The 23085-nt window shown below is 69.3% G+C and carries 19 protein-coding genes and 1 tRNA gene; 13 read left to right on the top strand and 7 right to left on the bottom strand.

The window, feature by feature from the left end; genetic code table 11:
- Positions 1–198 precede the first annotated feature (198 nt).
- From ACILR4_RS10365 to mdlC, 6 genes are all read right to left on the bottom strand, one after another.
- Entirely contained in the window at positions 199–939 is a 741-nt protein-coding gene (locus tag ACILR4_RS10365) for a LuxR C-terminal-related transcriptional regulator (RefSeq protein ID WP_395700771.1), read from the bottom strand.
- A gap of 9 nt (positions 940–948) precedes the next feature.
- Positions 949–1776 (bottom strand): LuxR C-terminal-related transcriptional regulator, encoded by an 828-nt coding sequence (locus ACILR4_RS10360; RefSeq protein WP_395700770.1) that lies wholly within the window; start codon positions 1774–1776, stop codon positions 949–951.
- 14 nt (positions 1777–1790) lie between these two features.
- A complete protein-coding gene (locus tag ACILR4_RS10355; RefSeq protein WP_395700769.1) occupies positions 1791–2768 on the bottom strand; it encodes a Bug family tripartite tricarboxylate transporter substrate binding protein in 978 nt (325 codons plus the stop codon).
- A 74-nt stretch (positions 2769–2842) separates the two neighbouring features.
- A complete protein-coding gene (locus ACILR4_RS10350) occupies positions 2843–3769 on the bottom strand; it encodes a ketopantoate reductase family protein (protein ID WP_395700768.1) in 927 nt (308 codons plus the stop codon).
- 25 nt (positions 3770–3794) lie between these two features.
- Positions 3795–5246 (bottom strand): aldehyde dehydrogenase, encoded by a 1452-nt coding sequence (locus ACILR4_RS10345; RefSeq protein ID WP_395700767.1) that lies wholly within the window; start codon positions 5244–5246, stop codon positions 3795–3797.
- A 39-nt stretch (positions 5247–5285) separates the two neighbouring features.
- The gene (mdlC, locus tag ACILR4_RS10340; RefSeq protein WP_395700766.1) at positions 5286–6908 is read right to left on the bottom strand and encodes a benzoylformate decarboxylase; all 1623 of its coding nucleotides are present in this window, start codon (positions 6906–6908) and stop codon (positions 5286–5288) included.
- A 90-nt stretch (positions 6909–6998) separates the two neighbouring features.
- Here mdlC and ACILR4_RS10335 point away from each other — a divergent pair, with 90 nt between their 5' ends.
- Complete coding sequence (locus ACILR4_RS10335) at positions 6999–7907, top strand: LysR family transcriptional regulator (protein WP_395700765.1); 909 nt, start codon at positions 6999–7001, stop codon at positions 7905–7907.
- 582 nt (positions 7908–8489) lie between these two features.
- Here the strand turns inward: ACILR4_RS10335 and ACILR4_RS10330 are convergent.
- Positions 8490–8566, bottom strand: a tRNA-Met gene (locus ACILR4_RS10330).
- A gap of 178 nt (positions 8567–8744) precedes the next feature.
- Between ACILR4_RS10330 and ACILR4_RS10325 the strand changes: the two genes are divergently transcribed.
- The 12 genes from ACILR4_RS10325 (at position 8745) to tssH (ending at position 23062) form a co-directional block, all read left to right on the top strand.
- Positions 8745–9383, top strand: a complete 639-nt coding sequence (locus ACILR4_RS10325; RefSeq protein WP_395700764.1) for a response regulator — start codon at positions 8745–8747, stop codon at positions 9381–9383.
- Between the two features lie 9 nt (positions 9384–9392).
- On the top strand, positions 9393–11339 hold the full coding sequence (locus tag ACILR4_RS10320) for a hybrid sensor histidine kinase/response regulator (protein WP_395700763.1): 1947 nt from the start codon (positions 9393–9395) through the stop codon (positions 11337–11339).
- A gap of 151 nt (positions 11340–11490) precedes the next feature.
- Positions 11491–12507 (top strand): type VI secretion system protein TssA, encoded by a 1017-nt coding sequence (gene tssA / locus ACILR4_RS10315; protein ID WP_395700762.1) that lies wholly within the window; start codon positions 11491–11493, stop codon positions 12505–12507.
- A gap of 40 nt (positions 12508–12547) precedes the next feature.
- Positions 12548–13066, top strand: a complete 519-nt coding sequence (tssB, locus tag ACILR4_RS10310; RefSeq protein WP_395700761.1) for a type VI secretion system contractile sheath small subunit — start codon at positions 12548–12550, stop codon at positions 13064–13066.
- 51 nt (positions 13067–13117) lie between these two features.
- Positions 13118–14614, top strand: coding sequence for a type VI secretion system contractile sheath large subunit (gene tssC / locus ACILR4_RS10305; RefSeq protein ID WP_395700760.1), 1497 nt, complete (start codon positions 13118–13120; stop codon positions 14612–14614).
- A gap of 100 nt (positions 14615–14714) precedes the next feature.
- A complete protein-coding gene (locus ACILR4_RS10300; protein ID WP_395700759.1) occupies positions 14715–15191 on the top strand; it encodes an Hcp family type VI secretion system effector in 477 nt (158 codons plus the stop codon).
- Positions 15192–15345: 154 nt separating this feature from the next.
- Complete coding sequence (locus tag ACILR4_RS10295) at positions 15346–15849, top strand: Hcp family type VI secretion system effector (protein WP_395700758.1); 504 nt, start codon at positions 15346–15348, stop codon at positions 15847–15849.
- A gap of 20 nt (positions 15850–15869) precedes the next feature.
- On the top strand, positions 15870–16745 hold the full coding sequence (locus ACILR4_RS10290) for a type VI secretion system accessory protein TagJ (RefSeq protein ID WP_395700757.1): 876 nt from the start codon (positions 15870–15872) through the stop codon (positions 16743–16745).
- 14 nt (positions 16746–16759) lie between these two features.
- Complete coding sequence (tssE, locus tag ACILR4_RS10285) at positions 16760–17284, top strand: type VI secretion system baseplate subunit TssE (protein WP_395700756.1); 525 nt, start codon at positions 16760–16762, stop codon at positions 17282–17284.
- 24 nt (positions 17285–17308) lie between these two features.
- A complete protein-coding gene (gene tssF / locus ACILR4_RS10280; protein WP_395700755.1) occupies positions 17309–19195 on the top strand; it encodes a type VI secretion system baseplate subunit TssF in 1887 nt (628 codons plus the stop codon).
- A complete protein-coding gene (gene tssG, locus ACILR4_RS10275; protein ID WP_395700754.1) occupies positions 19192–20322 on the top strand; it encodes a type VI secretion system baseplate subunit TssG in 1131 nt (376 codons plus the stop codon). The genes tssF and tssG overlap by 4 nt, the downstream gene beginning before the upstream one ends.
- On the top strand, positions 20315–23062 hold the full coding sequence (gene tssH / locus ACILR4_RS10270) for a type VI secretion system ATPase TssH (RefSeq protein ID WP_395700753.1): 2748 nt from the start codon (positions 20315–20317) through the stop codon (positions 23060–23062). The genes tssG and tssH overlap by 8 nt, the downstream gene beginning before the upstream one ends.
- Positions 23063–23085: the final 23 nt, after the last annotated feature.

Here is a 23085-nt window from a genome sequence, read left to right as displayed (position 1 = left end):
GGGCGTCGGTGGTTGTGCGTGTCGCGTCGGCGGGGGGCGCCTTTCGATCCATTCCGGACCTCTCCTGCGTCGTGTGTCGTTGGCGCCGCGCCGTTGCCGCTGCGATATGCGCCGAGCCACTCTAGGATCCGGAGGGCTGGCTGTATGTCCCTCCGGGTTAGCACATCGCAGCGCGATGCGCTGCGCTCGCCGGCCGCCTCAGCCGACGAGCCACGACAGCTCGACGCAGCTGCGCACACCGAGCTTCGCGTACGCGCGGCGCCTGAGCGTCAGCACGGTGGCGGGCGAGATCCCAAGGTCGTTGGCGATGCCATCGTTGGTGATGCCGCAGGCGATCCGAGCGACCACCTGCTGCTCCCGTTCGGAGAGCTTCGTGGCACGCGCCCGCACCAGCGTGCCTGCCCGCTCCACACGTTCGGCCATCGGCGCGGGCGAGCGTGGGGCCGGTCGCTGACACAGCACCTGCCGCAGCAGCACCGCGGCCTTTGCCCAGCGCAGAAGTTCGTCTTCGGGAAAGCCACCCCGGTCGGCATCGCGCGAGGCATGCACGGCGTACACCGCCGACGTTTCGCCGGCCACCAGCACGCAGGCTTCGTCGCCTTCGGTGCCGATGGCCACGCGCCGGCCCGCGGGGCCGGCGCCATGCAGCCATTGCACCAGGTGCCGGTCGATGAGAGACCAGTGCGAGCCCTCGCACCCCAGTGGCCAGCCGCGCGCGCCGGTGGCGTCGTCCGTGACACCGACGCGGTCCACCAGGCGCGACATGCCGGGGCGATGCTCGGCGATCGCCAGGCGCCGCAGCACCGCGCGGCCTGCGAGCCAGTCGAACAGGCCGACGGCCAGCTGGCGCCGCCTCAGCGTGGCCAGCAGGCGCAATGTCGGACCGGTTGGGACCTCGATGTCCAGCGGCACCTCGCAGAGCTTCCAGGTCTTCGCCATCGTCGTGCTTCAGGCGGCGAGGTGGCACAGGTCCAGCCGGTCGTGGATGCCGAGCTTGGCATATGCGCGCTTGCGCAAGGTCATCACCGTCGAGGTCGCGATGCCGAGTTCGGCCGCGATCGACGTGGTGCTGCGACCGCCGGCGATGCGCGCACAGATCTGGCGTTCGCGGCCGGACAGCGACGCCGCCCGTACGCCCAGCCGGATCTCCGCCGAGCCCACCCGCTCGTCGGCCACCGCAGCAGCCGGGGCCACGATGCGATGGACCTCGCGCACGAGCAGCGCACACGAAGGCAGGCGGACCAGTACGTCGTCGGCAAACCGTGCCGCCGGCGCGCAGGGGCAGAAGTGCAAGGCCCAGGCCGTGTGAGGCGCGAGCGTGTACAGCACGCTGACGCGCTCGGGCCGCACCACTGCCTCGGGCGCCTGTCCTGCGAGCCATCGATCTCCCCGGCTGCGCAGGCCGAACATCGCGTCGTCGGGCAGGCCGCGCGCCAGCACGACGAGGCATCCATGTGCCGGGTCGCAGACAGGGCTGTCCGTTGCACGCCCCAGTTCGCCGGTGGCAACACGTCCAGCAGCCAGGGGAACGATCTGCCGGGGCTTGAGCACCCCCCCATGCAGCACGTATTCGATGCCGATGGCCGGACCCGCATCGATGGTGGCGCGCAGCAGGCCCAGCATGCGCTGTACAGCCTGGCGTTCGTCGGCCGCTTCGAGGAGGTCCAGTAAGCGCGCGAGTGGCAGCGAATGATCGCAGGCGAGCTGGTCATGGGTCCAGCGCACCGCGTCGCATGCCGCCGCGTCGGCGGCCTGGCCTGTGGAGGGGTCGGTCATCCGACGCTCCGCTGTCAGTCCAGATGGATGTTGTTCGTGCGGATCACCTTGGTCCAGCGTTCGCGTTCGCCGCGAACGAAGCGCGCCATCTCGGCGGCGGAGCCGGGCATCGCCTCAATGCCGAGCGTGTCGAAGCGCGCCTTGATCGCCGGCGAGTTCAACGCAGCCTGCAGCGCCTGGCTGAACTTCGCGATCGCGTCGGCCGGCGTGCCGGTGGGCACCACGACGCCCTGCCACGCGAAGGCCTCGAAGTCCTTCAGACCCTGCTCGGACAGTGTCGGCACGTCGGGCAGTCCCTTGATGCGCACCAGCGTGGCGACGCCGAGCGCACGCAGCCGGCCCGAGGCGAGATGCTGCTGAGCGGCTGCCGTGTCGATGACCCCGACGGCGACCTGTCCGCCCATCACGTCCTGCAGCGCCGGTGCCGCGCCACGGTAGGGCACGTGCACGAGGTTCAGGCCGCTGCGCTCGCGCAGCAGTTCGCCGGCGAGGTGGTGCGGACTGCCTGCGCCCGCGGAGGCGTAGGTCACGCCGTTCGGCTGCGTCTTCGCCCAGGCGACGAACTCCTTCCAGTCCTTCGCCGGCGTGGCCGGGCCGGCGACGAGCAGCAGCGGGAAGCGCGCCAGCATGCCGACGGGCTGGAAGTCCTTCTCGGCGTCGTACGAGAGCTTCGCGAACAGCGCGTGATTCGCTGCGAGCGTCGCGAAATCGCCGGTGAACAGCATGTTGCCGGGGTCGCGCGACTTCGCGACGTAGTCGGCAGCGATGTTGGTCGCGGCGCCCGGCTTGTTGTTGACGATGATGGTCCGCGCGAGCGTCTTGCCCATCGCCTCGGCAACCGTGCGCGCGACGACGTCGGAGCCGCCGCCAGCCGCATAGCCGACGACCCATTCGATCGGCTTGTCCTGCGCAAGCGCCAGCAGCGGCGTGGCAGCGAGCGCCGAGAACAGGGCCTGGACGACCCTGCGGCGGGGAAGAAGTCTGGATGTCATGGTGTGTCTCCGTGTGTGTGGGGGGGAAGCCGTGTGCGCACGGCCTTGTTCTTCGAATGGAACGCGGCCCGGTGTCAGGCGTCGCGCACCAGTCCTTCGCGCAACCGAACCAGTGCGTCGAGCGCCTCGGTGCAAGGCGCAGGGATCGCGAGTCGCCGTGCGACACGCAGCACTTCGCCGTTGATCGCGTCGATCTCCGTCGGGCGCCCTGCCAGCAGGTCCTGCAGCATCGACGGCTTGTGCGCAAGGTGGTGGTCCAGCGCATGGTCAAGCGTGGCGTGCACACCGACGAGGTCGATTCGCTGGCCGTCCGCTTCGGCGACCGCCAGCACCTCGGCGGCGATGCGATGCGCCAGTTGGCGCGCAGCGGCAGAGCGGCCCACGTCGCCCACCGTACAGTTGGCGACGCCGCACACGGTGTTCAGCGCCGCATTAAACGCCACCTTCTGCCAGATCGCGGCCTGCACCGTCGGGTCCACGGTAGCGGTCAGGCCGACGTCCGTCAGGGCCTGTGCGAGGGTACCCAGCCGCTCGCTGTGCATGCCGCCGGCCATCATCATCCGGATGTGACCTTCCCCGTGCGAGTGCACGTGGCCCGGCTCCACCATGTCGGCGGGCACCGTCGTCACGCCGACGGCGATGCGGTCCGGTGCGACGAATTGCGACAGCTTGCCGGCATTGCCGAGGCCGTTCTGCAGCGTGAGCACGAGCGTGTCGGCTTGCAGCGCGCCGCGGGCCGCCTCCAGCGCCTTCTCGGTGTGCAGCGTCTTCGTGAAGAGGATCAGGCACTCGGGGCGTTGGCTCGCCGCATCGGGCCGCGTGATCGGCACCCGCACGACACGCCGGCCCTGGCGCTCGGTGTCGAGCGTGAGGCCCTCGGCCTGCACGCGGGCGATGTGCGCCGCGTTCACGTCGAGCAGTTCGACCGCATGGCCGCGTTCGGCCAGCAGGCCGCCGAACAGCGAGCCCATCGCGCCGGCACCCAGGACGGTGACTCGCATGTGTGCTCCTTCTCGTGTCCCGGTGTCAGAACGGGTACGGGCGCGGACCGGTCTGCACGGTGATCCAGCGCAGGTCGGTGAAGGCCTCGATGCTGGCCCGGCCGCCGAAGCGGCCCCAGCCGCTGGCCTTCACGCCGCCGAAGGGCATCTGCGCCTCGTCGTGCACGGTCGGGCCGTTGACGTGGCAGATGCCCGCCTCGATGCGCTGGGCCACACGCCAGCCGCGTGCGGCGTCGCGCGTGAACACGGCCGACGAGAGACCGAACTCGTTGTCGTTGGCGCAGGCGATCGCCGCCTCTTCGCCGTCGACGCGCACGATCGCCTTGACCGGCGCGAACGTCTCCTCGCGGTAGATGCGCATGGCCGGGGTCACTTGGTCGAGCAGCGTCGCAGGCATCAGCGTGCTGTCGGCCTTGCCGCCGCAGACCAGCGTGGCGCCCTGCGCGAGCGCGTCGTCGATGAGTTCGTTGACGCGCTGCACGGTCTTCATGTCGACGACCGAGCCAAGCACGACCGGGCCCTTGCGCGGGTCTCCGAGCGGCAGCGCCTTCGCCTTCGCCGCGAGCTTGGCCACGAAGGCATCGGCGACCTTCGCGTCGACGACGATGCGCTCGGTCGACATGCAGATCTGGCCCGAGTTCGCGAACGCGCCGAAGGCGGCCCCGTTCACCGCGGCATCGAGGTCGGCATCGTCGAGCACCAGCAGCGGCGCCTTGCCGCCGAGCTCGAGCACCGAGGGCTTCAGGTGTGCCGCGCAGCGCTGCGCGATGATGCGGCCCACGTGGGTGGAGCCGGTGAAGTTGACGCGCCGCACGGCCGGGTGGGCGATCATCGCCTCGACCACCGGGCCGGCATCGGCCGGCGCGTTGGTGACGAAGTTGACCACGCCCTTGGGCAGCCCAGCGTCCTGCAGTGCCTGGATGATCAGGCCGTGGGTGGCGGGGCACAGCTCGCTGCCCTTGAACACCACGGTGTTGCCGCAGGCCAGCGGCACTGCGACGGCACGCACGCCGAGGATGACCGGCGCGTTCCACGGTGCGATGCCGAGCACCACGCCGGCGGCTTGCCGCATGCCCGTCGCGAGGCTGCCGGGCATGTTGGACGGAATCACCTCGCCGGCGATCTGCGTCGTGATCGCCGCGGCCTCGACCAGCATGTCGGCCGCGAGGTGCACGTTGAAGCCGGCCCAGATCGCCGAGGAGCCGGTCTCGGCGGCCATTGCCTGGGTGAAGTCGCCCGCGCGAGCTTCGAGCTCATGAGCTGCCTTGAGCAGCAGCGAGCGGCGCTCGCCGGGGCTGGTGCGCGACCAGGCCGGAAAGGCGGCCGCCGCGGCCTCGACTGCGGCGACCGCATCTTCGGGCGACGCGGCCGGCGCGGTGGTGGCCACCTGGCCGTCGAGCGGGTTGGCGCGCGTGAAGGTCGCGCCCGAGCGGGCCTGCGTCGCCTCGCCGCCGATGAGCATCGAAATGGAAGCCATGTGTGTTGTCTCCTGTGTGAAGTGGGGCGCCTCGCGGCCTCAGGCCACGACGATCTCGAGCAGGTTCGGCCCCGGCTCGGCCAGTGCCTGCGAAAGGGCCGCAGCCAGGTCGCCGGGGGCGTCGACGCGCCGACCCAGCAGGCCGTGGCCGCGGGCGAGTGCGACGAAGTCCAGGCCTGGCAGGTCGGTTCCGGCCGGCTTCTGATCCGGCGCGTAGCCGAACACGGGCGCGAAGTCCTGCAGCGCGGCATAGCGGCGGTTGTTCAGAATCACGAAGCTCAGCGGCACACGCAGCTGCGCGGCCGAGTACAGCGCCTGGATCGAGTAGAGGCTGGACCCGTCGCCGATCAACGCGATCACCCGCCCCGACAGACCCTGGCGCTGCCGGGCCAGCGCAATGCCGACGGCCGCCGGCATGCCATGGCCGAGGCCGCCACTGGCCATCGTGTAGAACGAATCCGCACCGTCCATCGGCAGGTGGCGCTGCATGACGCCGCGCGAGCCCGGAGCTTCCTCGACCACGACGTCGCCCGGCCCGCGCAGGGAGTCCAGCGTCTGCAGCGCGAAGGCCACCGACATCGGCGAGCCGCTCTCCACCTCGGCAACGGCCGGCCGCGTCGCGGGTGCCAGGCGATCGTCGTGCGGTCCCGGGCCCTGCAACAGCGCATCGACGGCGAGGTCGATGCTCGCCACGACCGTGTCGCCGGTGGGTGTCCACGCCGCCACCTGCGGGTCGTCGACGATCTGCCACAGGCGCGCCTGCGACGGCACGTGCGGACCGCTGCCTTCGACGTGGTAGCTGAAGGCCGGCGCGCCGAGCACGAGGATGGTGTCGTGGCCGGCCAGAGCCTCGACGATACGTTCGCGCATCGCCGGCAGGAAGCCCTGGAACAAGCGATGCCGCTCGGGGAAGGCGCATCGCGCGCTCATCGGCGCGACGAACACCGCGGCGCGATGGCGCTCAGCGAGTTCCACGACGCGCTCGACCGCGCCATCGCGGTCGACACCCGCGCCGACGACGAACGCAGGCGTGCGGCTCTCCGCCAGCGCATGCGCGATGCGATCGATGCCGCGCGGATCCGGCGCGGTCGTGTGCGTCACCTCTCGAATCGACACCCAGTCGGTCGGTCGATCCCAGTCGTCCGCAGGGATCGACAGGAAGACCGGCCCGCGCGGCGGCTGCATCGCGACGTGCCACGCGCGCAGCAGGGCCAGGGGCACGTCTTGGGCACGCGCCGGCTCGCAGGCCCACTTCACGTAGGGACGCGGCAGCTCGGTCGCCTGCGTCGCGGAGAGGAACGGGTCGAACGGCAGGATGGACCGCGACTGCTGGCCGGCCGTCACGATCAGCGGTGTCTGGTTGCGATACGCGCTGAAGATGTTCCCCATCGCATGGCCGACGCCGGCTGCAGAGTGCAGGTTCACCATGGCGCCGCGGCGCGTCGCCTGCGCATAGCCGTCGGCCATGCCGACCACCACCGACTCCTGCAGGCCGAGCACGTAGCGGAAATCCGCAGGGAAGTCGCGGAACATCGGCAGCTCGGTCGAGCCGGGATTGCCGAACACTGTGTCCATGCCGAGTTCGCGCATCAGGCGGACGAAGGCCTCCCGCACGGTGGGTTGGCCGGGCGCGGGGGAAGTGGGAATGTCGGGGTAAGGCATGGCGCGGTTCGGTGTCTGTGCGCCAGTCTCGACTGCTGCATGTCATCCGGCAATAAGATGACGCGACTAAGCACTATCCAGAAAACCAATATGAAGGACCTGGACCTCAACCTGCTGCGCCTGTTCGACACGGTCTATCGCACGCGCAACATCAGCCGTGCGGCCGAGCAACTCGGGATGTCGCAGCCAGCGACCAGTCAGGCGCTGACGCGGCTGAGGCTCGCGCTGGGTGACCACCTGTTCGAACGCACGTCCGGAGGCGTTCGCCCAACGCAGCGCGCCGAGCGGCTGGCACACTCGGTGCAGGCGGGACTTGCCTTGCTCGAGGCGGGCGTCGAGGACGAAGATGCGTTCGATGCCCGTACGTCGTCGGCAGAGCTGCGCCTGCACCTGACCGACATCGGCGAGGCGCGTTTTCTGCCGACGCTGATGGCGCAGATGCGGCGCTCTGCCCCGGGCATCCAGGTGAAGGCGACGACCTGGCCCAAGGAGGAGATCGCCCAGGCGCTCGACAACGGCCTCATTCACTTCGCGATCGGTTTCCTGCCGGAAATCGACAAGACCGCCAAGATCGACCTGCTGACCGATCGCTACGTGCTGCTCATGCGCTCGGGGCATCCCCTGGCGCAGACCCTCGGGCGCCGCTCGCTCGGGCTCGAGCATCTGCGGGGGCTCGAACTGGTGTCGGTGCGGTCCCATGCGCAGACGCTGCGCATCCTGAATTCACTGAAGCTGGAGGACCGCATCCGCCTCGTCACGTCGACCTTCCTCGCGCTGCCCGCCATCGTGCGGACAACGGACCTCGCGGTGTTGATGCCACAGGCCGTCGCCAAGGGCTTCGAGCCGTCGAGTGCCTTTCGCGTCTTCGACGCGCGACTGCCGGCCGGCGACTTCACCGTGGCCCTGCACTGGAGCCGGCGGCATGAGCACGTGCCGATGTTGCGCTGGGGGCGCGACCTGCTCGTCAAGCTCTTCAAGTCATCGGCCAGGCGAGGTTGAACGGCGGCTTTTTTGGGCGGCGATTGACGCCTTTGGGTCGACTGGGTGAGTTCGGCGCAGTGAACAGCGGTCACCGGCTGGTCCCGACGGTGCGGCGGCCCAAGGCCGGCGCCGTCTATGTCAGCAGCACCTCAAATAGCTGCCGCTCAGGCGAGCGTCGATGGGCGAACCGAACGTCGGCTTGATGCCTCTGGCCGTGAGTTCGCACCTCGAGCGTGACCGGCTCCAATCGCTGCAGTTGAGCCGTCCCTCTTGCTGGGCTCGTAGGGCATGAACCGGCCACATTGGCCGTAGCCCACCGGTCGACGGACTCGTAACCGCCCAACTTGGGCACAAGCTGGGCACAGAGTGGCCTCAAGCGTTCGGCAGCGGGCTCAGACCGCTACTGGCCCCAATGGTCAGTAAATGCCCCGACCGTTGGACCGATTGCCCAATGGTCATCGCGGCGCCCTCCAAAACCGCATCTGGGCACGGCACCCAACGGTCACTTCGAGCCACCACCGCAATGCGCTGGGCACGGGTCGGGCACGAACTGGGCACAGGAGGGGCACAAAGCAAAACGCCGACCTTGCGGCCGGCGTTTGGTTGCGGGGGCAAGATTTGAACTTGCGACCTTTGGGTTATGAGCCCAACGAGCTACCAGGCTGCTCCACCCCGCGACTGGAAGACGGACTATAGCACGAAATTGAAAGCTTGCAGAAGCCCGCGCGCCGCGGCGACCGCCCCCGCAGCACGACGGATGTGCGCCGCGCCGGCGCGCGGCTAAGATCGCCAGCTTCCAGCCGCACCGGCGCTGCTGCCTGCGGCCCTCGCCGCCCACAACCTGTTGTGCCCACGATGAGCGATTCGCGCAAGATTCTGCTGGTCGACGATCACGAGCTGGTCCGCTTCGGCGTCAAGACCATGTACGGCGAGCTGATGGGCTACAAGGTCGAGTGGATCGAGGCCGGCTCGCTGCAGGAGGCCATCGATGCGTATGCCGCGCATGGCGACATCGCCGCGGTGTTGCTGGACCTGAACCTGGCCGACTGCAAGGGCCTGCAGGGCCTGCGCATGTTCCTGCAGGCGCATCCGAAGGCGCGCGTCGCGGTGTTCAGCGGCACGCAGGACGAGTTCGTGATCCGCCAGGCGCGGGCGCTCGGTGCGGTCGGCTATGTCGGCAAGAGCACGATGATGGACCAGATGCGCGAGACGCTGACCGCGCTGCTGTTCCCCAACGGCGTGGCCGAGGTGCGCGGCCCCGCCCCCAGCAGCGCGTTGTTCCCGCGCTTTCCGTCATCGGCGATGTACGACCGTGTGGCCGAGCTCGGCCCGCGACACCTGGAAATCCTGGAGCTGGTGCTGTCCGGCTGTACGAACCAGGAGATCAGCAACTCGACCAACCTGTCGCTGGGCACCGTGAAGAACTACGTTTCCTCGCTGCTGCTGGCGCTGGACGTGCGGTCGCGCTCGCACCTCATCAGCCTGTTCCGCTGAGCGCCCGCGGTGGACGCTGCGGCGCGCGAGGACGAGCCCACCCTGCCGGCAGCGCTGGGCCCGGCCGAAGCGGGCGCCCCCGTGCCGGACGACGACGCCACGGCGCCCGAGCCGCCTGCCGGGCCCCCGCCCGGGGCTGATCCGGCGCCGCGCCCACCGCGTGCGGAGTTCGTCGCCGTCGACAGCGACAGCACGCAGGACGAGGTCGACTCGCGCCAGCGCCACCATGCCGAACGCCGCGCGATCGACGAACGACTGCAGGACGCCGCGCTGCGCTCGACGCTGGCCGCGCTGCCGGTGTGGGGCGCGACGCAGGCCTTGTGCACCTTGCCGATGGCCGCCGCCGTCGGCCTGCAGCGGCCGCTGGCCGCACTGCTGTGGGGCGGCGCGATGCTGCTGCTGGCGCTGCTGCTGTGGCAGCTGCCGCGGCGCACGCGGCACCACAACGGTCAGCCAGGCCACGCCGCGGGCTCGCGGCGACGCATCCAGGCCCTGGCCGCAGCGGCGGCATTGGGCATCGCGCTGGCGCCGTGGCTCGGCGCGCCAGGGCCGGCGCAGGCGCTGCTGGGCCTGCTGAGCACGGCGCTGGCGTTTGCCGGCGTCGTCTGCCTGGGCCCGCTGCGGCCGGCCGCGCTGGGGCTGGCCCTGCTGCCGCTGTCGGCCGGGCTGGCCGGCACGATGTTCTTCACCGACGCACCGCACCGCGCGCTGTACGGCAGCGGCGCGCTGGCCGCCGCCGCCACGCTGGTGGCCGTGGTGCGGCTGCGCCACCGCGCGTGGCGCCAGAACACGCGCGCACTGATCGAGCAGGGCGTGCAGCTGCGCAAGCTGGAAAGCGAGCGCGACGCCGCCTGGGCGGCCGACCAGGACAAGAGCCGCTTCCTGGCCATCGCCAGCCACGACCTGCGCCAGCCGGTGCATGCGCTGGGCCTGTTCGCGGCCACCCTGCAGAAACGCCTGCAGAACACCAGCGACGAACCCTTGGCGCGCAACATGATGCGCGCGATCGACGGGCTGGAGCGCTCGTTCAACGCGATGCTGGACATCTCGCGGCTCGATGCCGGCGTGATGACGCCCAAGCTGCAGACCTTCCCGCTGCGCGACATGTTCCGCCGGCTGCACATGCACTACGCCGGCCAGGCCGAGCTCTCCGGCCTGGGCCTGCGCTTTTCTCCGGGCGGCAAGTCGGTCACCAGCGATCCGCAGCTGCTCGAGCGCATCGTCGGCAACCTGATCCAGAACGCCATCAAGTACACCGAACATGGCGGCATCGTCGTGGTGGCGCGCTCCACCGCCACGCACGTCAACATCGAGATCTGGGACACCGGCAGCGGCATCGCGCCGACGCTGCTGCCGCGCATCTTCGAGGAGTTCTACCAGGTCGGCCGCGGCGAGCGCGACCGCACGCACGGCCTGGGCATGGGCCTGGCCATTGTCAAGCGCCTGGCCGGGCTGCTGAACCACCGTCTGATGGTGTCCTCGCGGGTGGGCCGCGGCACGATGTTCCGCGTCGGCGTGCCGATCGGGGCCCTGCCCGGCATCCAGGAGGAAATGGCGCCGGCCGACACGGTGCCGATGGTGCTGACCACGCCGCAGATGGTGCTGATCATCGACGACGAGGAGCCGATCCGCGAAGGCCTGCGCCTGCTGCTCGAGGAATGGGGCTTCCAGGTCGCCACCGCGGCGGATGCCGCGCAGGCCGAGCACACCGCCACCGCGCTGGAAGGCCATGTCGACCTGATCCTGTCCGACCTGCACCTGGGCGACGGTCCGGACGGGCTCGAAGCCATCGGCAACGTGCGTCGGCTGTGCGGCCACGACGTGGCGGCCGTGCTGATCACCGGCGACACCTCGCACGACGAAATCGCCCGCATCACCGCCAGCGGCCTGCCGGTGCTGTTCAAGCCGGTGCAGCCCAAGCGCCTGTACGAGGCGCTGCGCAATACGCTCGGGTAGCCCTCGGCTCCCCAATTGAGTGGAACTGTGCACACCCTGCGGGGTGGCCCCCGGGGGTAGATGACTTTCGACCACTGTGCGGCCGGGCGCCGGCTTCTAGAGTCCGCTCCATCGCATCCACGGCCTTGCACGGCCTGCCCGAAAGAAGCCCATGTTGGACCTCGAGTCGTTGCTCAGCTCCCTCGGCGAAGGCGCCCCCAGCGGGGACGACCTCGAGTACGACCCGGAGTTCGCCGCGCTGGAACAGGCCGGCGCCGGCAAGCCCGAGCAGCAGTACGGCGACACCATCGTGCCGGCCGAGGAACCCGACTGGCGCACCGTGCACGAGCTGGGCCTGCAGCTGGCCAGCCGCACCCGCGACCTGCGCGTGGCGGTGTGGCTGGTGCGCAGCGAGGCCCGCCTGCACGGCCTGGCCGCCGCCGCCCGCGCGCTGCAGCTGGTGCAGGGCCTGCTCGACCGGCACTGGGACACGGTGCACCCGCAGCTCGACGCCACCGACAACAACGACCCGACCATGCGCATGAACGCGCTGGCGCCGCTGGTGGCCGCCGACGCGGTGCTGGCCGACCTGCGCGCCGCCACGCTGAGCACCGAACGCGGCAGCCTGACGCTGCGCGAGCTCGAGCTCGGCCTGGGCAAGGCCGAGGCCAACAACAACGAATCCGCGCCCAGCGAGGCCGGCGCCCTGCAGGCGCTGGAAGCCGCGCTGGCCCAGCAGCCCGAGCTCGGCACCGAGCTGGCCGCCGCGCTGCAGGCCATGCGCGGCGCCGCCCGACTGCTCGACGACAAGGTCGGCAGCCAGGGGCCCGAGCTGACCCCGCTGGTGCGCCTGCTCAAGCATGCGGACGACGCCGTCAAGCGCCTGCAGGGCGGCAGCACCGAAGAAACCGGCGCCGAGGGTGAAGGCGCCGCCACGGCCGGTGCGCCGGCGCGCGGCGCAGTGGCCGTGCCCGGCAGCATCAACAGCCGCGACGACGCGATGCGCATGCTCGAAAAAGTCTGCGAATGGGTCGAACGTCACGAACCCAGCCACCCCGCGCCGTTACTCATCCGCCGGGCGCACCGCTTGATGAGCATGAATTTCGTCGAGATCATGCGCAACATGGCGCCCGACGGCATCAACCAGATCCAGGTGCTTGCCGGCCCGGACGTCAACATCGAGAACTGAAACTCTCACCCGCCCCCCAGTCGACACAGGAGCAGCAAACATGGCCACCAGCAGTCAGAAATTCATCGCCCGCAATCGTGCGCCGCGCGTGCAGATCGAATACGACGTCGAGCTCTACGGTGCCGAGAAGAAGGTGCAGCTGCCCTTCGTGATGGGCGTGCTGTCCGACCTGTCGGGCAAGCCCGAGGAAGCGCTGCCCCCGGTGGCCGAGCGCAAGTTCATGGAAATCGACGTCGACAACTTCGACGCCCGCATGAAGTCGATGAAGCCGCGCGTGGCCTTCCAGGTGCCCAACACCATGACCGGCCAGGGCAACATCGCCGTGGACATCACCTTCGACAGCATGGACGACTTCTCGCCGGCCGCGGTCGCCTCGAAGGTCGAGGGCCTGAAGCAGCTGCTCGAAGCGCGCCAGCAGCTCGCCAACCTGGTGACCTACATGGACGGCAAGACCGGTGCCGAAGAGCTGATCGCCAAGGTGATCAAGGACGAAGCGCTGCTGAAGTCGCTGGCGATGGCCAAGGCCCAGCCGGCCGAAGGCGACAAGCCAGCCGAATGAGCCCGCAGCCCATCGATCCGCTGACCACCCGCATCCTGGAGCCCCACCACCATGGCTGACGCAACCCAATCCTCGGCAACCGCACTGCAGGGCCTGACCTTCGAAGGCGGCGAATTCGCCGCACTGCTGAACAAGGAATTCAAGCCCAAGAGCGACGAAGCCAAGTCTGCCGTCGAGCAGGCCGTGCTGACGCTGGCACAGCAGGCGCTGTCGCAGACCAACCTGATCGGCAACGACGTGCTGATGTCGATCGAGGCCATGATCGCCGAGATCGACAAGAAGCTCTCGGAGCAGGTCAACGCGATCCTGCACCACGCCGACTTCCAGAAGCTCGAAAGCGCCTGGCGCGGCCTGCACTACCTCGTCAACAACACCGAAACCGACGAGATGCTGAAGATCCGCGTGATGAACATCAGCAAGACCGATGTCCACAAGACGCTCAAGCGCTACAAGGGCACGGCCTGGGACCAGAGCCCGCTGTTCAAGAAGGTCTACGAAGAGGAGTACGGCCAGTTCGGCGGCGAGCCCTTCGGCTGCCTGGTCGGCGACTACTACTTCGACCAGAGCCCGCAGGATGTCGAGTTCCTCAGCGAGATGTCCAAGGTCTGCGCCGCGGCGCACGCCCCGTTCATCGCCGCCGCCAACCCCTCGCTGATGCAGATGGGCTCGTGGCAGGAACTGGCCAATCCGCGCGACCTGACCAAGATCTTCTCGACGCCCGAATACGCCGGCTGGCGTTCGCTGCGCGAGTCGGACGACGCGCGCTACCTGGGCCTGGCGATGCCGCGCTTCCTGTCGCGCCTGCCGTATGGCGCGAAGACCTGCCCGGTCGAGGAGTTCAACTTCGAGGAAGAAACCGCAGGCGGCGACCACAGCAAGTACACCTGGACCAATGCGGCCTACGCGATGGCGGTGAACATCAACCGCTCGTACAAGCTGTACGGCTGGGGCACCTGCATCCGCGGCATCGAGTCCGGTGGCGCGGTCGAAGGCCTGCCGACCCACACCTTCCCGAGCGACGACGGCGGCGTGGACATGAAGTGCCCGACCGAGATCGCCATCTCCGATCGGCGCGAGGCCGAACTCGCCAAGAACGGCTTCATGCCCCTGGTGCACCGCAAGAACAGCGACTTCGCGGCCTTCATCGGCGCGCAATCGCTGCAGAAGCCCCAGGAGTACGACGACCCCGACGCCACGGCCAACGCCAACCTGGCCGCGCGCCTGCCCTACCTGTTCGCCTGCTGCCGCTTCGCGCACTACCTGAAGTGCATCGTGCGCGACAAGGTCGGTTCGTTCAAGGAACGCTCCGACATGGAGAAGTGGCTGAACAACTGGATCATGAATTACGTGGATGGCGATCCCGCCAATTCCTCCCAGACTACCAAGGCCCAGAAGCCGCTCGCGGCGGCCGAGGTGACCGTGGAGGAAGTGCCCGGCAACCCCGGCTACTACACCTCGAAGTTCTTCCTGCGGCCGCACTACCAGCTCGAAGGGCTGACGGTGTCGCTGCGTCTCGTATCGAAGCTGCCGTCCCAGAAGCAAGCCTGAACAACGCGTTCTTTTGTCCCTCGTTCGAACGACCTCTCTGTTGTTACCCGTCCATTACCAGCACTACCCCCCAAACCTGTCCATTTAGGAGTTATTCATCATGACCACTGACACCCATATCAAGTTCGACGGCGTTGACGGCGAATCCACCCACAAGGACCACAAGGGTGAGATCGAAGTGATGTCCTGGAGCTGGAACGTCACCAACTCCAACCTCGGCGCCGGCGGCGGCTCGGGCAAGGGCAAGGCCAACCCCGGCGACTTCGTGTTCACGCACCTGTACGACAAGGCCTCGCCGGTGCTGGCCAAGCAGTCGGCCAACGGCAAGCACTTCCCGACCGTCACGCTGACGGCGCGCAAGTCCGGCGAAGGCCAGAAGGACTTCCTGAAGGTGACGATGAAGGAAGTGTTCATCACCTCCGTCTCGCCGGCCGGCGGCCACGGCGGCGACATCGTCGAGAACGTGACGATGAGCTTCAAGGACATCGAGTTCGAGTACAAGCCGCAAGACGACAAGGGCGGCCTGGGCGGCGCAGTGAAGTTCGGCTGGAACGTCGCCACCACCGAAGTCCGCTGAGCGGCCAGGGTCCGGGGGGCCATGCTGCGCGGCCACCGTTCGCGGTGGCGGCGCGGCGCCCCAAGGCCCGGCCCTCCTCTCCCGATCGTGCGTCTACCGTCCGTCTTGTTCCATCGTGTGACCGAGGTTTGCCATGGCTGTCGTCCTGCCTGAAATGAAAGTCTCGACCGGCCAGTCGTCGAGCGACATCTACCTGCACGTGCAGACCAAGCGCGCCGGCAAGATCAAGGGCGAAGCCACGATGACCGGGCACGAGGACGACATCGTGATCACCAGCTGGCAATGGGGCCTGAGCGCGAGCTCGGCCATTGGCAGCACCCAGGCCACCGGGCGGCGCTCGTACACCGCGCTGACGGTGCAGAAATCCATCGACACCTCCACCACCGGCCTGATGTCGGCGCTGGCCACCAACGACCTGGTGAAGGAAGCCAGGCTGACGATGCGCAAGGCCGGCGGCACGCAGGAGGACTACTTCATCCTGACGCTGAAGGACGCCCGCATCACCGGCGTCGCCCACGTCACCGCGGCCGACGGCGGTACCACCGAGAACGTCTCGATCATGTTCACCAAGGTCGACGTCGAGTACCGCCCGCAGAAGGCCTCCGGCGGCAAGGGTGGCAGCTTCAGCTTCACCGACGAACTGGTCGAATCGGCCTGACCTCCACCTCCCCACAGCCCATGCCCACCCCTCAGGAACTGCTCGCCCAAGGCGACCCGAAGGCGGCCCTCGCGCAGCTGCAGCAGCAGGTGCGCAACAAGGCCAACGACCCCAAGCTGCGCGTGTTCCTGTTCCAGCTCCTCAGCGTGCTGGGCCAATGGCAGCGGGCGCTCGACCAGCTGCAGGTGTGCGGCGAACTCGATGCCGGCACGCTGGCGATGGTCAACACCTACCGCACCGCGATCCAGTGCGAAGCGGTGCGCGAAGCCGTGTTCAAGGGCACCACCGTCCCGCATGCCTTCGGCCGCCCGCAGAACTGGGTGGCGCTGCTGGCGCAGGCGCTGCAGGCCGATGCCCAGGGCGACGGGCGCCAAGCCGCCAAGCTCCGCGCGATGGCCTTCGAAGACGCGCCCACCACCAGCGGCAGCCTCGATGGCGAGGCCTTCGAGTGGATCGCCGACGCCGATTCGCGCCTGGGCCCGGTGCTCGAGGTCATCATCAACGGCCGCTACGGCTGGCTGCCGTACAACAACCTGGCCAAGATCAGCATCGACGCGCCGACCGACCTGCGCGACCTGGTCTGGGCGCCGGCCCTGATCACCTTCGCCCATGGCGGCGAGACGGTGGCGCTGCTGCCGGCCCGCTACGCCGGCACGGTGGACACCGGCGAGGGCGCGCTGCTGATGTCGCGCAAGACCGAGTGGCTGCCGCTGGGCGACGAGCAGTTCCGCGGACTCGGCCAGCGCGTGCTGTCGAGCTCGGCGTCCGAGAAGGGCCTGCTCGAAGTGCGCGAGATCCTGCTCGACGGCGAGCTGATGCACGAGGACGACCCCGGCGAAGACACCGCTGAAGGCGACCATGAAGGCAATGCGGCCGATGGCGCCGCAGCCGGCTGAAGAGGCCGCCGCCCATGGCCACCGGCGAGGTGCGCGACCGCCTGCAGCCCGCGCTGCTCGACCGCCTGACCGATGACGCGCCCGGCGCCAGCGAAGAGCCGCTGGAGCGGCGCGTGATGTCGAAGTCGCAGCTGCGCAATGCGGTGCTGCGCGACCTGGCCTGGCTGTTCAATGCCACGCAGCCGCTCACCGCGTCGCAGGACGTGCCGCAACTGGTGGCCGAGAGCGTGCTGAACTACGGGCTGCCGCCGCTGTCCGGCCAGCTGGTGTCGCGGGTCGACATCAGCCTGCTCGAACGCACCATCCGCCAGTCCATCCTGCGTTTCGAACCGCGCCTGCTGCCCGACTCGCTGAAGGTCGTGGCGTTGGAGGCCTCGAACGTGCTGGACACCCACAACATGATCGAGTTCGAGATCCGCGGCCACCTGTGGGCGCAGCCCATTCCGCTGGAAGTGCTGTTGCGCACCAAGCTCGACCTCGAAGCCGGCCAGGTCGAGGTGCGCGACGCTTCCGGCGTGGCGCCCTCGCGGGCCTTCTAACTCAGGAAGTCAGCAGCCACCGCCATGGATCCGCGCCTCGTCCGCCTGTACCAGGACGAACTCACGCACCTGCGCGAGGTCGGCGCCGAGTTCGCCGCCGAGTTCCCGAAGATCGCCTCGCGCCTGGGGATGGAAGGCATGGAGGTCTCCGACCCCTATGTCGAGCGGCTGATGGAGGGCTTTGCCTTCCTCGCCGCGCGGGTGCAGCTCAAGCTCGAGTCCGAGCAGCCGAAGCTGATTGCGCACCTGCTCGAATCGATCTACCCGAACTTCCTGTCGCCGGTGCCCTCGATGATGGTGGCCAGGCTCGGCGCCGACCCCACCGACCCGAACCTGGCCAAGGGCTACACCGTGCCGCGCGACAGCGGCCTGCAATCGCAGACGCCGCGCGGCCAGGACACGCTGTGCGAGTTCCGCACCGCGATGGACGTGACGCTGTGGCCGGTCGAGCTGGCGTCGGTGCAGTACTTCACGCACGCGCCGGACCTCGCGCTGTCGCGGCTGCCGCAGGCCAAGCCGATGAAGGGCGGGCTGCGCATCAAGCTGCGCGCCGGTGGCGGGCTGCAGTTCAAGCAGCTGAAGATGGAACGGCTGTGCCTGTACATCAGCGCGCCGGACGACGTGGCCTACCGCCTGCACGAACTGGTGCTGGGCACCGCGCTGGGCAGCCTGGTCGTCGTGCCCGGCACGGCCGGCACCACCGACCTCGGCCGCCAGTGGCGCGACACCGCCAGCGTGCAGCCGGTGGGCTTCGAGGCCGAGCAGTCGCTGCTGCCTGAATCGCTGCGCGCGTTCTCGGGCCATCGGCTGCTGCAGGAAGTCTCGGCGATGCCGCAGCGCCTGCTGTTCTTCGACATCACCGAGCTCGCGCCGCGCCTGGCCCAGGTGGCCGGCGACCTGGTCGAGCTGGTGATCCTGTTTGCGCGCGGGGACCCCGCACTAGAAACGCTGGTGGACGGCGGGAGCCTCGCGCTTTTTTGCACCCCCGCGATCAACCTCTTCCCGAAGCGGCTGGATCGCGTACCGCTGGGCGCGGGCAGTTGGGAATACCACCTGGTGCCCGATCGCACGCGGCCGATGGACCTGGAAGTCCACAGCGTGAGCAACGTCGTCGGCCACGGCAGCGGCCGCGATGCGCAGCGCGAGTTCAAGGCGCTGTACACCGCGCACCACCAGGCGCCGGCCGAGGGCCATGGCTACTTCACGTTGCGGCGCGACCCGCGGCTGATGTCCGACCGCCAGCGCCAGCAGGGCCCGCGTTCGGCCTACATCGGCGAGGAAGTCTTCATGTCGCTGGTGGACGCTCACCATGGCGCCTATCGCGACACGCTGCGGCAGCTCTCGGTCAACGCGCTGGTCACCAACCGCGACCTGCCCGCGCTGCTGCCGCAGGCCGGCTCTGCCGGGGCCACCGCCTGGCGGCTCGACACGCCCGGTCCGGTGCAGACGGTGGAGTGCATGCGCGGCCCGACGCGGCCGATCTCGCGCCGTGCCACCGGCGACATCGGCTGGCAGCTGGTGAGCCAGCTGACGCAGAACCACCTGGCCTTCGAGGGCACGCCGGCGCAGGTGGCCGGCGCCCTGCGCGACACGCTGCGCCTGTACGGCCCGCCCGGCGACCTGACCTGGGGCCACCAGGTGGACGGCATCCTGAGCCTGTCGGCGCAGCCCATCGTGCGGCGCCTGCCGTTCAAGGGCCCGTTGAGCTTCGGCAGCGGCATCGACCTGCAGTTGGAGGTCAACGAACTGGCCTTCCAGGGCGCCAGCGCCTTCCTGATGGCCTGCGTGCTGGAACACTTCTTCGCGCGCCATGCCGCGATCAACAGCTTCACCCAGCTCACGCTGCGCAGCCAGCAGCGCGGGCTGGTGAAGACCTGGGCGCCGCACGTCGGCAAGAGGGCCACGCTGTGAGCACCACGCGGCACCGCCCGGTGGCCGACGCGCGGCAGGCGGCGGCCGATGCCGCCAACGTCGAATTGCAGCGGCTGATGGACGAGGTCGAAGCCCGCCCCTGGGCCTTCGACTTCTTCGCGCTGATGCGCCGCGTCGACGCGCTGCGCCCCGAGGCGCCTGTGCTCGGCAAGGGCCTGCGGCCCTCGCAGGAGTACCTGCGCCTGGGCCAGGTGCCCGAGCTCGACTTCGCGCCGGCCGCGCTGGCGCGTTTCCAGCGCAACGACTACGCGCGGCGCCTGGGCGTGCGCTTCTTCGGGCTGCTGGGGCCGCACGGACCGATGCCGCTGCACCTGACCGAGTACGTGCGCGAGCGCCTGCACCAGCGCAACGACCCGACGATCTCGCGCTTCCTCGACATCTTCCACCACCGGCTGCTGAGCCTGTTCTACCGCGCCTGGGCCGAGACCCAGCCGGTGGTGCAGCAGGACCGCCAGCAGGACCGCTATGCCGCCTGGCTGGGCGCCTGCTTCGGCCTGAACCGCCAGGTGCCCGGCGCCAGCGCGGTGCCCGAGCATGCCAAGCTGTACCAGGCGGGCCTGATCGGCAACCGCAGCCGCCACCCCGAGGCGCTGACCAAGGCGCTGCGCCAGTACTTCCGCGTGCCGGTGGCGCTGGAGCCGCATGTCGGCCATTGGCTGATGCTGGACAAGGCCGACCGCTCGCGCCTGGGCTTCGCGCGCAACCGGCCCGAACGCTCGCAGGTGCCGCATGCCGAGCTGGGCCGCAGCGCCAACGCCGGCCACAAGGTGTGGGACCGGCAGTACCGCTTCCGCCTGCACATCGGCCCGCTGACGATGGCGCAGTACCAGGACTTCCTGCCCGGCGGCAGCGCCTGGCAACCCCTGAACGACTGGGTCAGGCTGCTGGGCGGGCTGGACCTGGGCTGGGACACGCAGCTCACGCTGCGCCAGAAGGACGTGCCCGAGCCACGGCTGGACCGCCGCATGCGCCTGGGGCTGACCAGCTGGCTCGGCAGCGGCGGCCGCCGCAATGGACTGCGCCGCCCCGGCACCGATCGCCACGACCTGCGGCTGCGGCCGGGGTCGTCCTTCCTCCTCCGTCGACCCGGAGCTTCACATGGCTGAAATCTCCCGCAACACCCTGTTCGGCAAGCTGAACCCCCTGGCCTACAAGGCCATCGAAGGGGCCACCGTGTTCTGCAAGATGCGCGGCAATCCGTATGTCGAGCTGCAGCACTGGTTCGCGCAGATCCTCAACACGCCCGACAGCGACCTGCACCGCATCATCCGCCACTACGAGCTCGACACCGCCGCGCTGGCCGCCGACCTCACCCGCTCGCTCGACCGGCTGCCGCGCGGCGCCTCGTCGATCAGCGACTTCTCCGAGTTCATCCTCAGCGCCATCGAGCGCGGCTGGGTCTACGGCTCGCTGCTGTTCGGCGAGACGGCGGTGCGCACCGGCCACCTGATCGTCGGCATGCTGAAGACGCCCTCGCTGCGCGGCGCGCTGTTCTCGATCTCCAAGCAGTTCGAGCGCATCAAGCTCGACGACCTGACCGAGAAGTTCCCGACACTGCTGGCGCAATCGCCCGAGTACGTGATGAGCGCCAGCGAAAGCGGCGCCGCGCCCGGCGAGGCCAGCGACGCGATCGCGCCCGCCGCGATGGGCAAGCAGGAGGCGCTCAAGCGCTTCACCACCGACCTGACCGAGCAGGCTCGATCGGGCAAGATGGACCCGATCGTCGGACGCGACGACGAGATCCGCCAGGTCGTCGACATCCTGATGCGGCGGCGCCAGAACAACCCCATCCTGGTCGGCGAGGCCGGCGTCGGCAAGACCGCGGTGGTCGAAGGCTTCGCGCAGCGCATCGCGCGCGGCGACGTGCCGCCGGCGCTGAAGGAGGTCTCGCTGCTGACGCTCGACGTGGGCCTGCTGCAGGCCGGTGCCAGCATGAAGGGCGAGTTCGAGCAGCGCCTGCGCTCGGTGATCGACGAGGTGCAGGCCTCGCCCAAGCCGATCATCCTGTTCATCGACGAGACGCACACGCTGGTGGGCGCCGGCGGCGCGGCCGGCACCGGCGACGCGGCCAACCTGCTGAAGCCCGCGCTGGCCCGCGGCCAGCTGCGCACCATCGGCGCCACCACCTTCGCCGAGTACAAGAAGCACATCGAGAAGGACCCGGCGCTGACGCGACGCTTCCAGTCCATCACGGTGGACGAGCCGACCGAACCCCGTGCGGTGCTGATGATGCGCGGCGTGGCCTCGACGATGGAGAAGCACCACCAGGTACAGATCCTCGACGAAGCGCTGGAGGCCGCGGTCAAGCTCAGCCACCGCTACATCCCGGCGCGCCAGCTGCCGGACAAGTCGGTCAGCCTGATCGACACCGCCTGCGCCCGCGTCGCGGTCAGCCTGCATGCCACGCCGCCCGAGGTGGACGACTGCATGAAGCGCATCGAGTCGCTCGAGGTCGAGCAGGGCATCATCGCGCGCGAAGCGGCGATCGGCATCGACACCACCGAGCGCTCCAACCTCGTCGAGAGCCAGCTGGTCACCGAGCGTGCCCGCCTGGAGGCGCTGAACACCCGCTGGCAGGCCGAGAAGGCCTTGGTCGACAAGCTGCTGGGCCTGCGCGCCAAGCTGCGCGGCAGCACCCACCCGGTGGAAGGCACCGGCAGCAAGCTCGAGCGCAAGGCCGAGTCGCCGCACAACCTGGGCAGCGCCGAGTCGGCCGAGGCCCAGGCGCCGGCCCTCACGCCCGAGGAGCGCGCGGCCGCGCTGGCTGAACTCAAGGCAGTGCAGGCCGAGCTGAGCGCGCTGCAGGGCGAGAGCCCGCTGATCCTGCCGACGGTGGACTACCAGGCCGTGGCCTCGGTGGTGGGCGACTGGACCGGCATCCCGGTCGGCCGCATGGCCGCCAACGAGATCGACACGGTGCTGAAGCTGCCCACGCTGCTGGGCCAGCGCGTGATCGGCCAGGACCACGCGATGGAGATGATCGCCAAGCGCATCCAGACCTCGCGCGCCGGGCTGGACAACCCGAACAAGCCGATCGGCGTGTTCATGCTGGCCGGCACCTCGGGCGTCGGCAAGACCGAGACCGCGCTGGCGCTGGCCGAGGCGCTGTACGGCGGCGAGCAGAACCTCATCACCATCAACATGAGCGAATACCAGGAGGCGCACACCGTCTCGTCGCTCAAGGGCGCGCCTCCGGGCTACGTCGGCTACGGCGAAGGCGGCGTGCTGACCGAGGCCGTGCGGCGCAAGCCCTATTCGGTGGTGCTGCTCGACGAGGTGGAGAAGGCCCACTCCGACGTGCACGAGCTGTTCTTCCAGGTCTTCGACAAGGGCTTCATGGAAGACGGCGAAGGCCGGCTGATCGACTTCAAGAACACGCTGATCCTGCTGACCACCAACGCCGGCACCGACCTGATCGCCGGGCTGTGCAAGGACCCCGAGCTGATGCCCGACCCCGAGAGCATGGCCAAGGCGCTGCGCGAGCCGCTGCTCAAGGTATTCCCGCCCGCGCTGCTGGGCCGGCTGGTGACGATTCCGTACTACCCGCTGTCCGACGAGATGCTGGGCCGCATCGTCAAGCTGCAGCTCGGCCGTATCAAGAAGCGGGTGGAAGCGCGCTACAAGATCCCGTTCGAGGTCGGCGAGGACGTGGTCCAGCTGGTCGTCTCGCGCTGCACCGAAAGCGAATCCGGCGGCCGCATGATCGACGCCATCCTCACCAACACCATGCTGCCCGAGGTGAGCCGCGAGTTCCTGAAGCGGATGATGGAAGGCAAGGAGATCACCGGCGCGAAGGTCAGCGTGCAGGACGGTGACTTCCATTACGAATTCGACCAATCTTCCTGACGCGCCGCGCCGGGCGGGGCGCG

It is taken from the genome of Aquabacterium sp. (genome assembly GCF_044226965.1).
GTDB lineage: Bacteria > Pseudomonadota > Gammaproteobacteria > Burkholderiales > Burkholderiaceae_C > Pseudaquabacterium.
The sequence above is the reverse complement of the archived record's forward strand: the minus strand, read 5'-3'. Positions and strand labels throughout refer to the sequence as shown.

Excerpts from the sequence above, each read along its gene's own strand:
- ACILR4_RS10325 (WP_395700764.1), top strand. The coding sequence starts at position 8,745 with ATGAGCGATTCGCGCAAGATTCTGCTGGTCGACGATCACGAGCTGGTC.
- ACILR4_RS10345 (WP_395700767.1), bottom strand. The coding sequence starts at position 5,246 with ATGGCTTCCATTTCGATGCTCATCGGCGGCGAGGCGACGCAGGCCCGC.
- ACILR4_RS10295 (WP_395700758.1), top strand. The coding sequence starts at position 15,346 with ATGAAAGTCTCGACCGGCCAGTCGTCGAGCGACATCTACCTGCACGTG.
- ACILR4_RS10335 (WP_395700765.1), top strand. The coding sequence starts at position 6,999 with ATGAAGGACCTGGACCTCAACCTGCTGCGCCTGTTCGACACGGTCTAT.
- ACILR4_RS10290 (WP_395700757.1), top strand. The coding sequence starts at position 15,870 with ATGCCCACCCCTCAGGAACTGCTCGCCCAAGGCGACCCGAAGGCGGCC.
- ACILR4_RS10300 (WP_395700759.1), top strand. The coding sequence starts at position 14,715 with ATGACCACTGACACCCATATCAAGTTCGACGGCGTTGACGGCGAATCC.
- tssB (WP_395700761.1), top strand. The coding sequence starts at position 12,548 with ATGGCCACCAGCAGTCAGAAATTCATCGCCCGCAATCGTGCGCCGCGC.
- tssE (WP_395700756.1), top strand. The coding sequence starts at position 16,760 with ATGGCCACCGGCGAGGTGCGCGACCGCCTGCAGCCCGCGCTGCTCGAC.
- tssA (WP_395700762.1), top strand. The coding sequence starts at position 11,491 with ATGTTGGACCTCGAGTCGTTGCTCAGCTCCCTCGGCGAAGGCGCCCCC.
- mdlC (WP_395700766.1), bottom strand. The coding sequence starts at position 6,908 with ATGCCTTACCCCGACATTCCCACTTCCCCCGCGCCCGGCCAACCCACC.
- tssC (WP_395700760.1), top strand. The coding sequence starts at position 13,118 with ATGGCTGACGCAACCCAATCCTCGGCAACCGCACTGCAGGGCCTGACC.
- ACILR4_RS10365 (WP_395700771.1), bottom strand. The coding sequence starts at position 939 with ATGGCGAAGACCTGGAAGCTCTGCGAGGTGCCGCTGGACATCGAGGTC.
- ACILR4_RS10350 (WP_395700768.1), bottom strand. The coding sequence starts at position 3,769 with ATGCGAGTCACCGTCCTGGGTGCCGGCGCGATGGGCTCGCTGTTCGGC.
- tssH (WP_395700753.1), top strand. The coding sequence starts at position 20,315 with ATGGCTGAAATCTCCCGCAACACCCTGTTCGGCAAGCTGAACCCCCTG.
- tssF (WP_395700755.1), top strand. The coding sequence starts at position 17,309 with ATGGATCCGCGCCTCGTCCGCCTGTACCAGGACGAACTCACGCACCTG.
- ACILR4_RS10360 (WP_395700770.1), bottom strand. The coding sequence starts at position 1,776 with ATGACCGACCCCTCCACAGGCCAGGCCGCCGACGCGGCGGCATGCGAC.
- ACILR4_RS10355 (WP_395700769.1), bottom strand. The coding sequence starts at position 2,768 with ATGACATCCAGACTTCTTCCCCGCCGCAGGGTCGTCCAGGCCCTGTTC.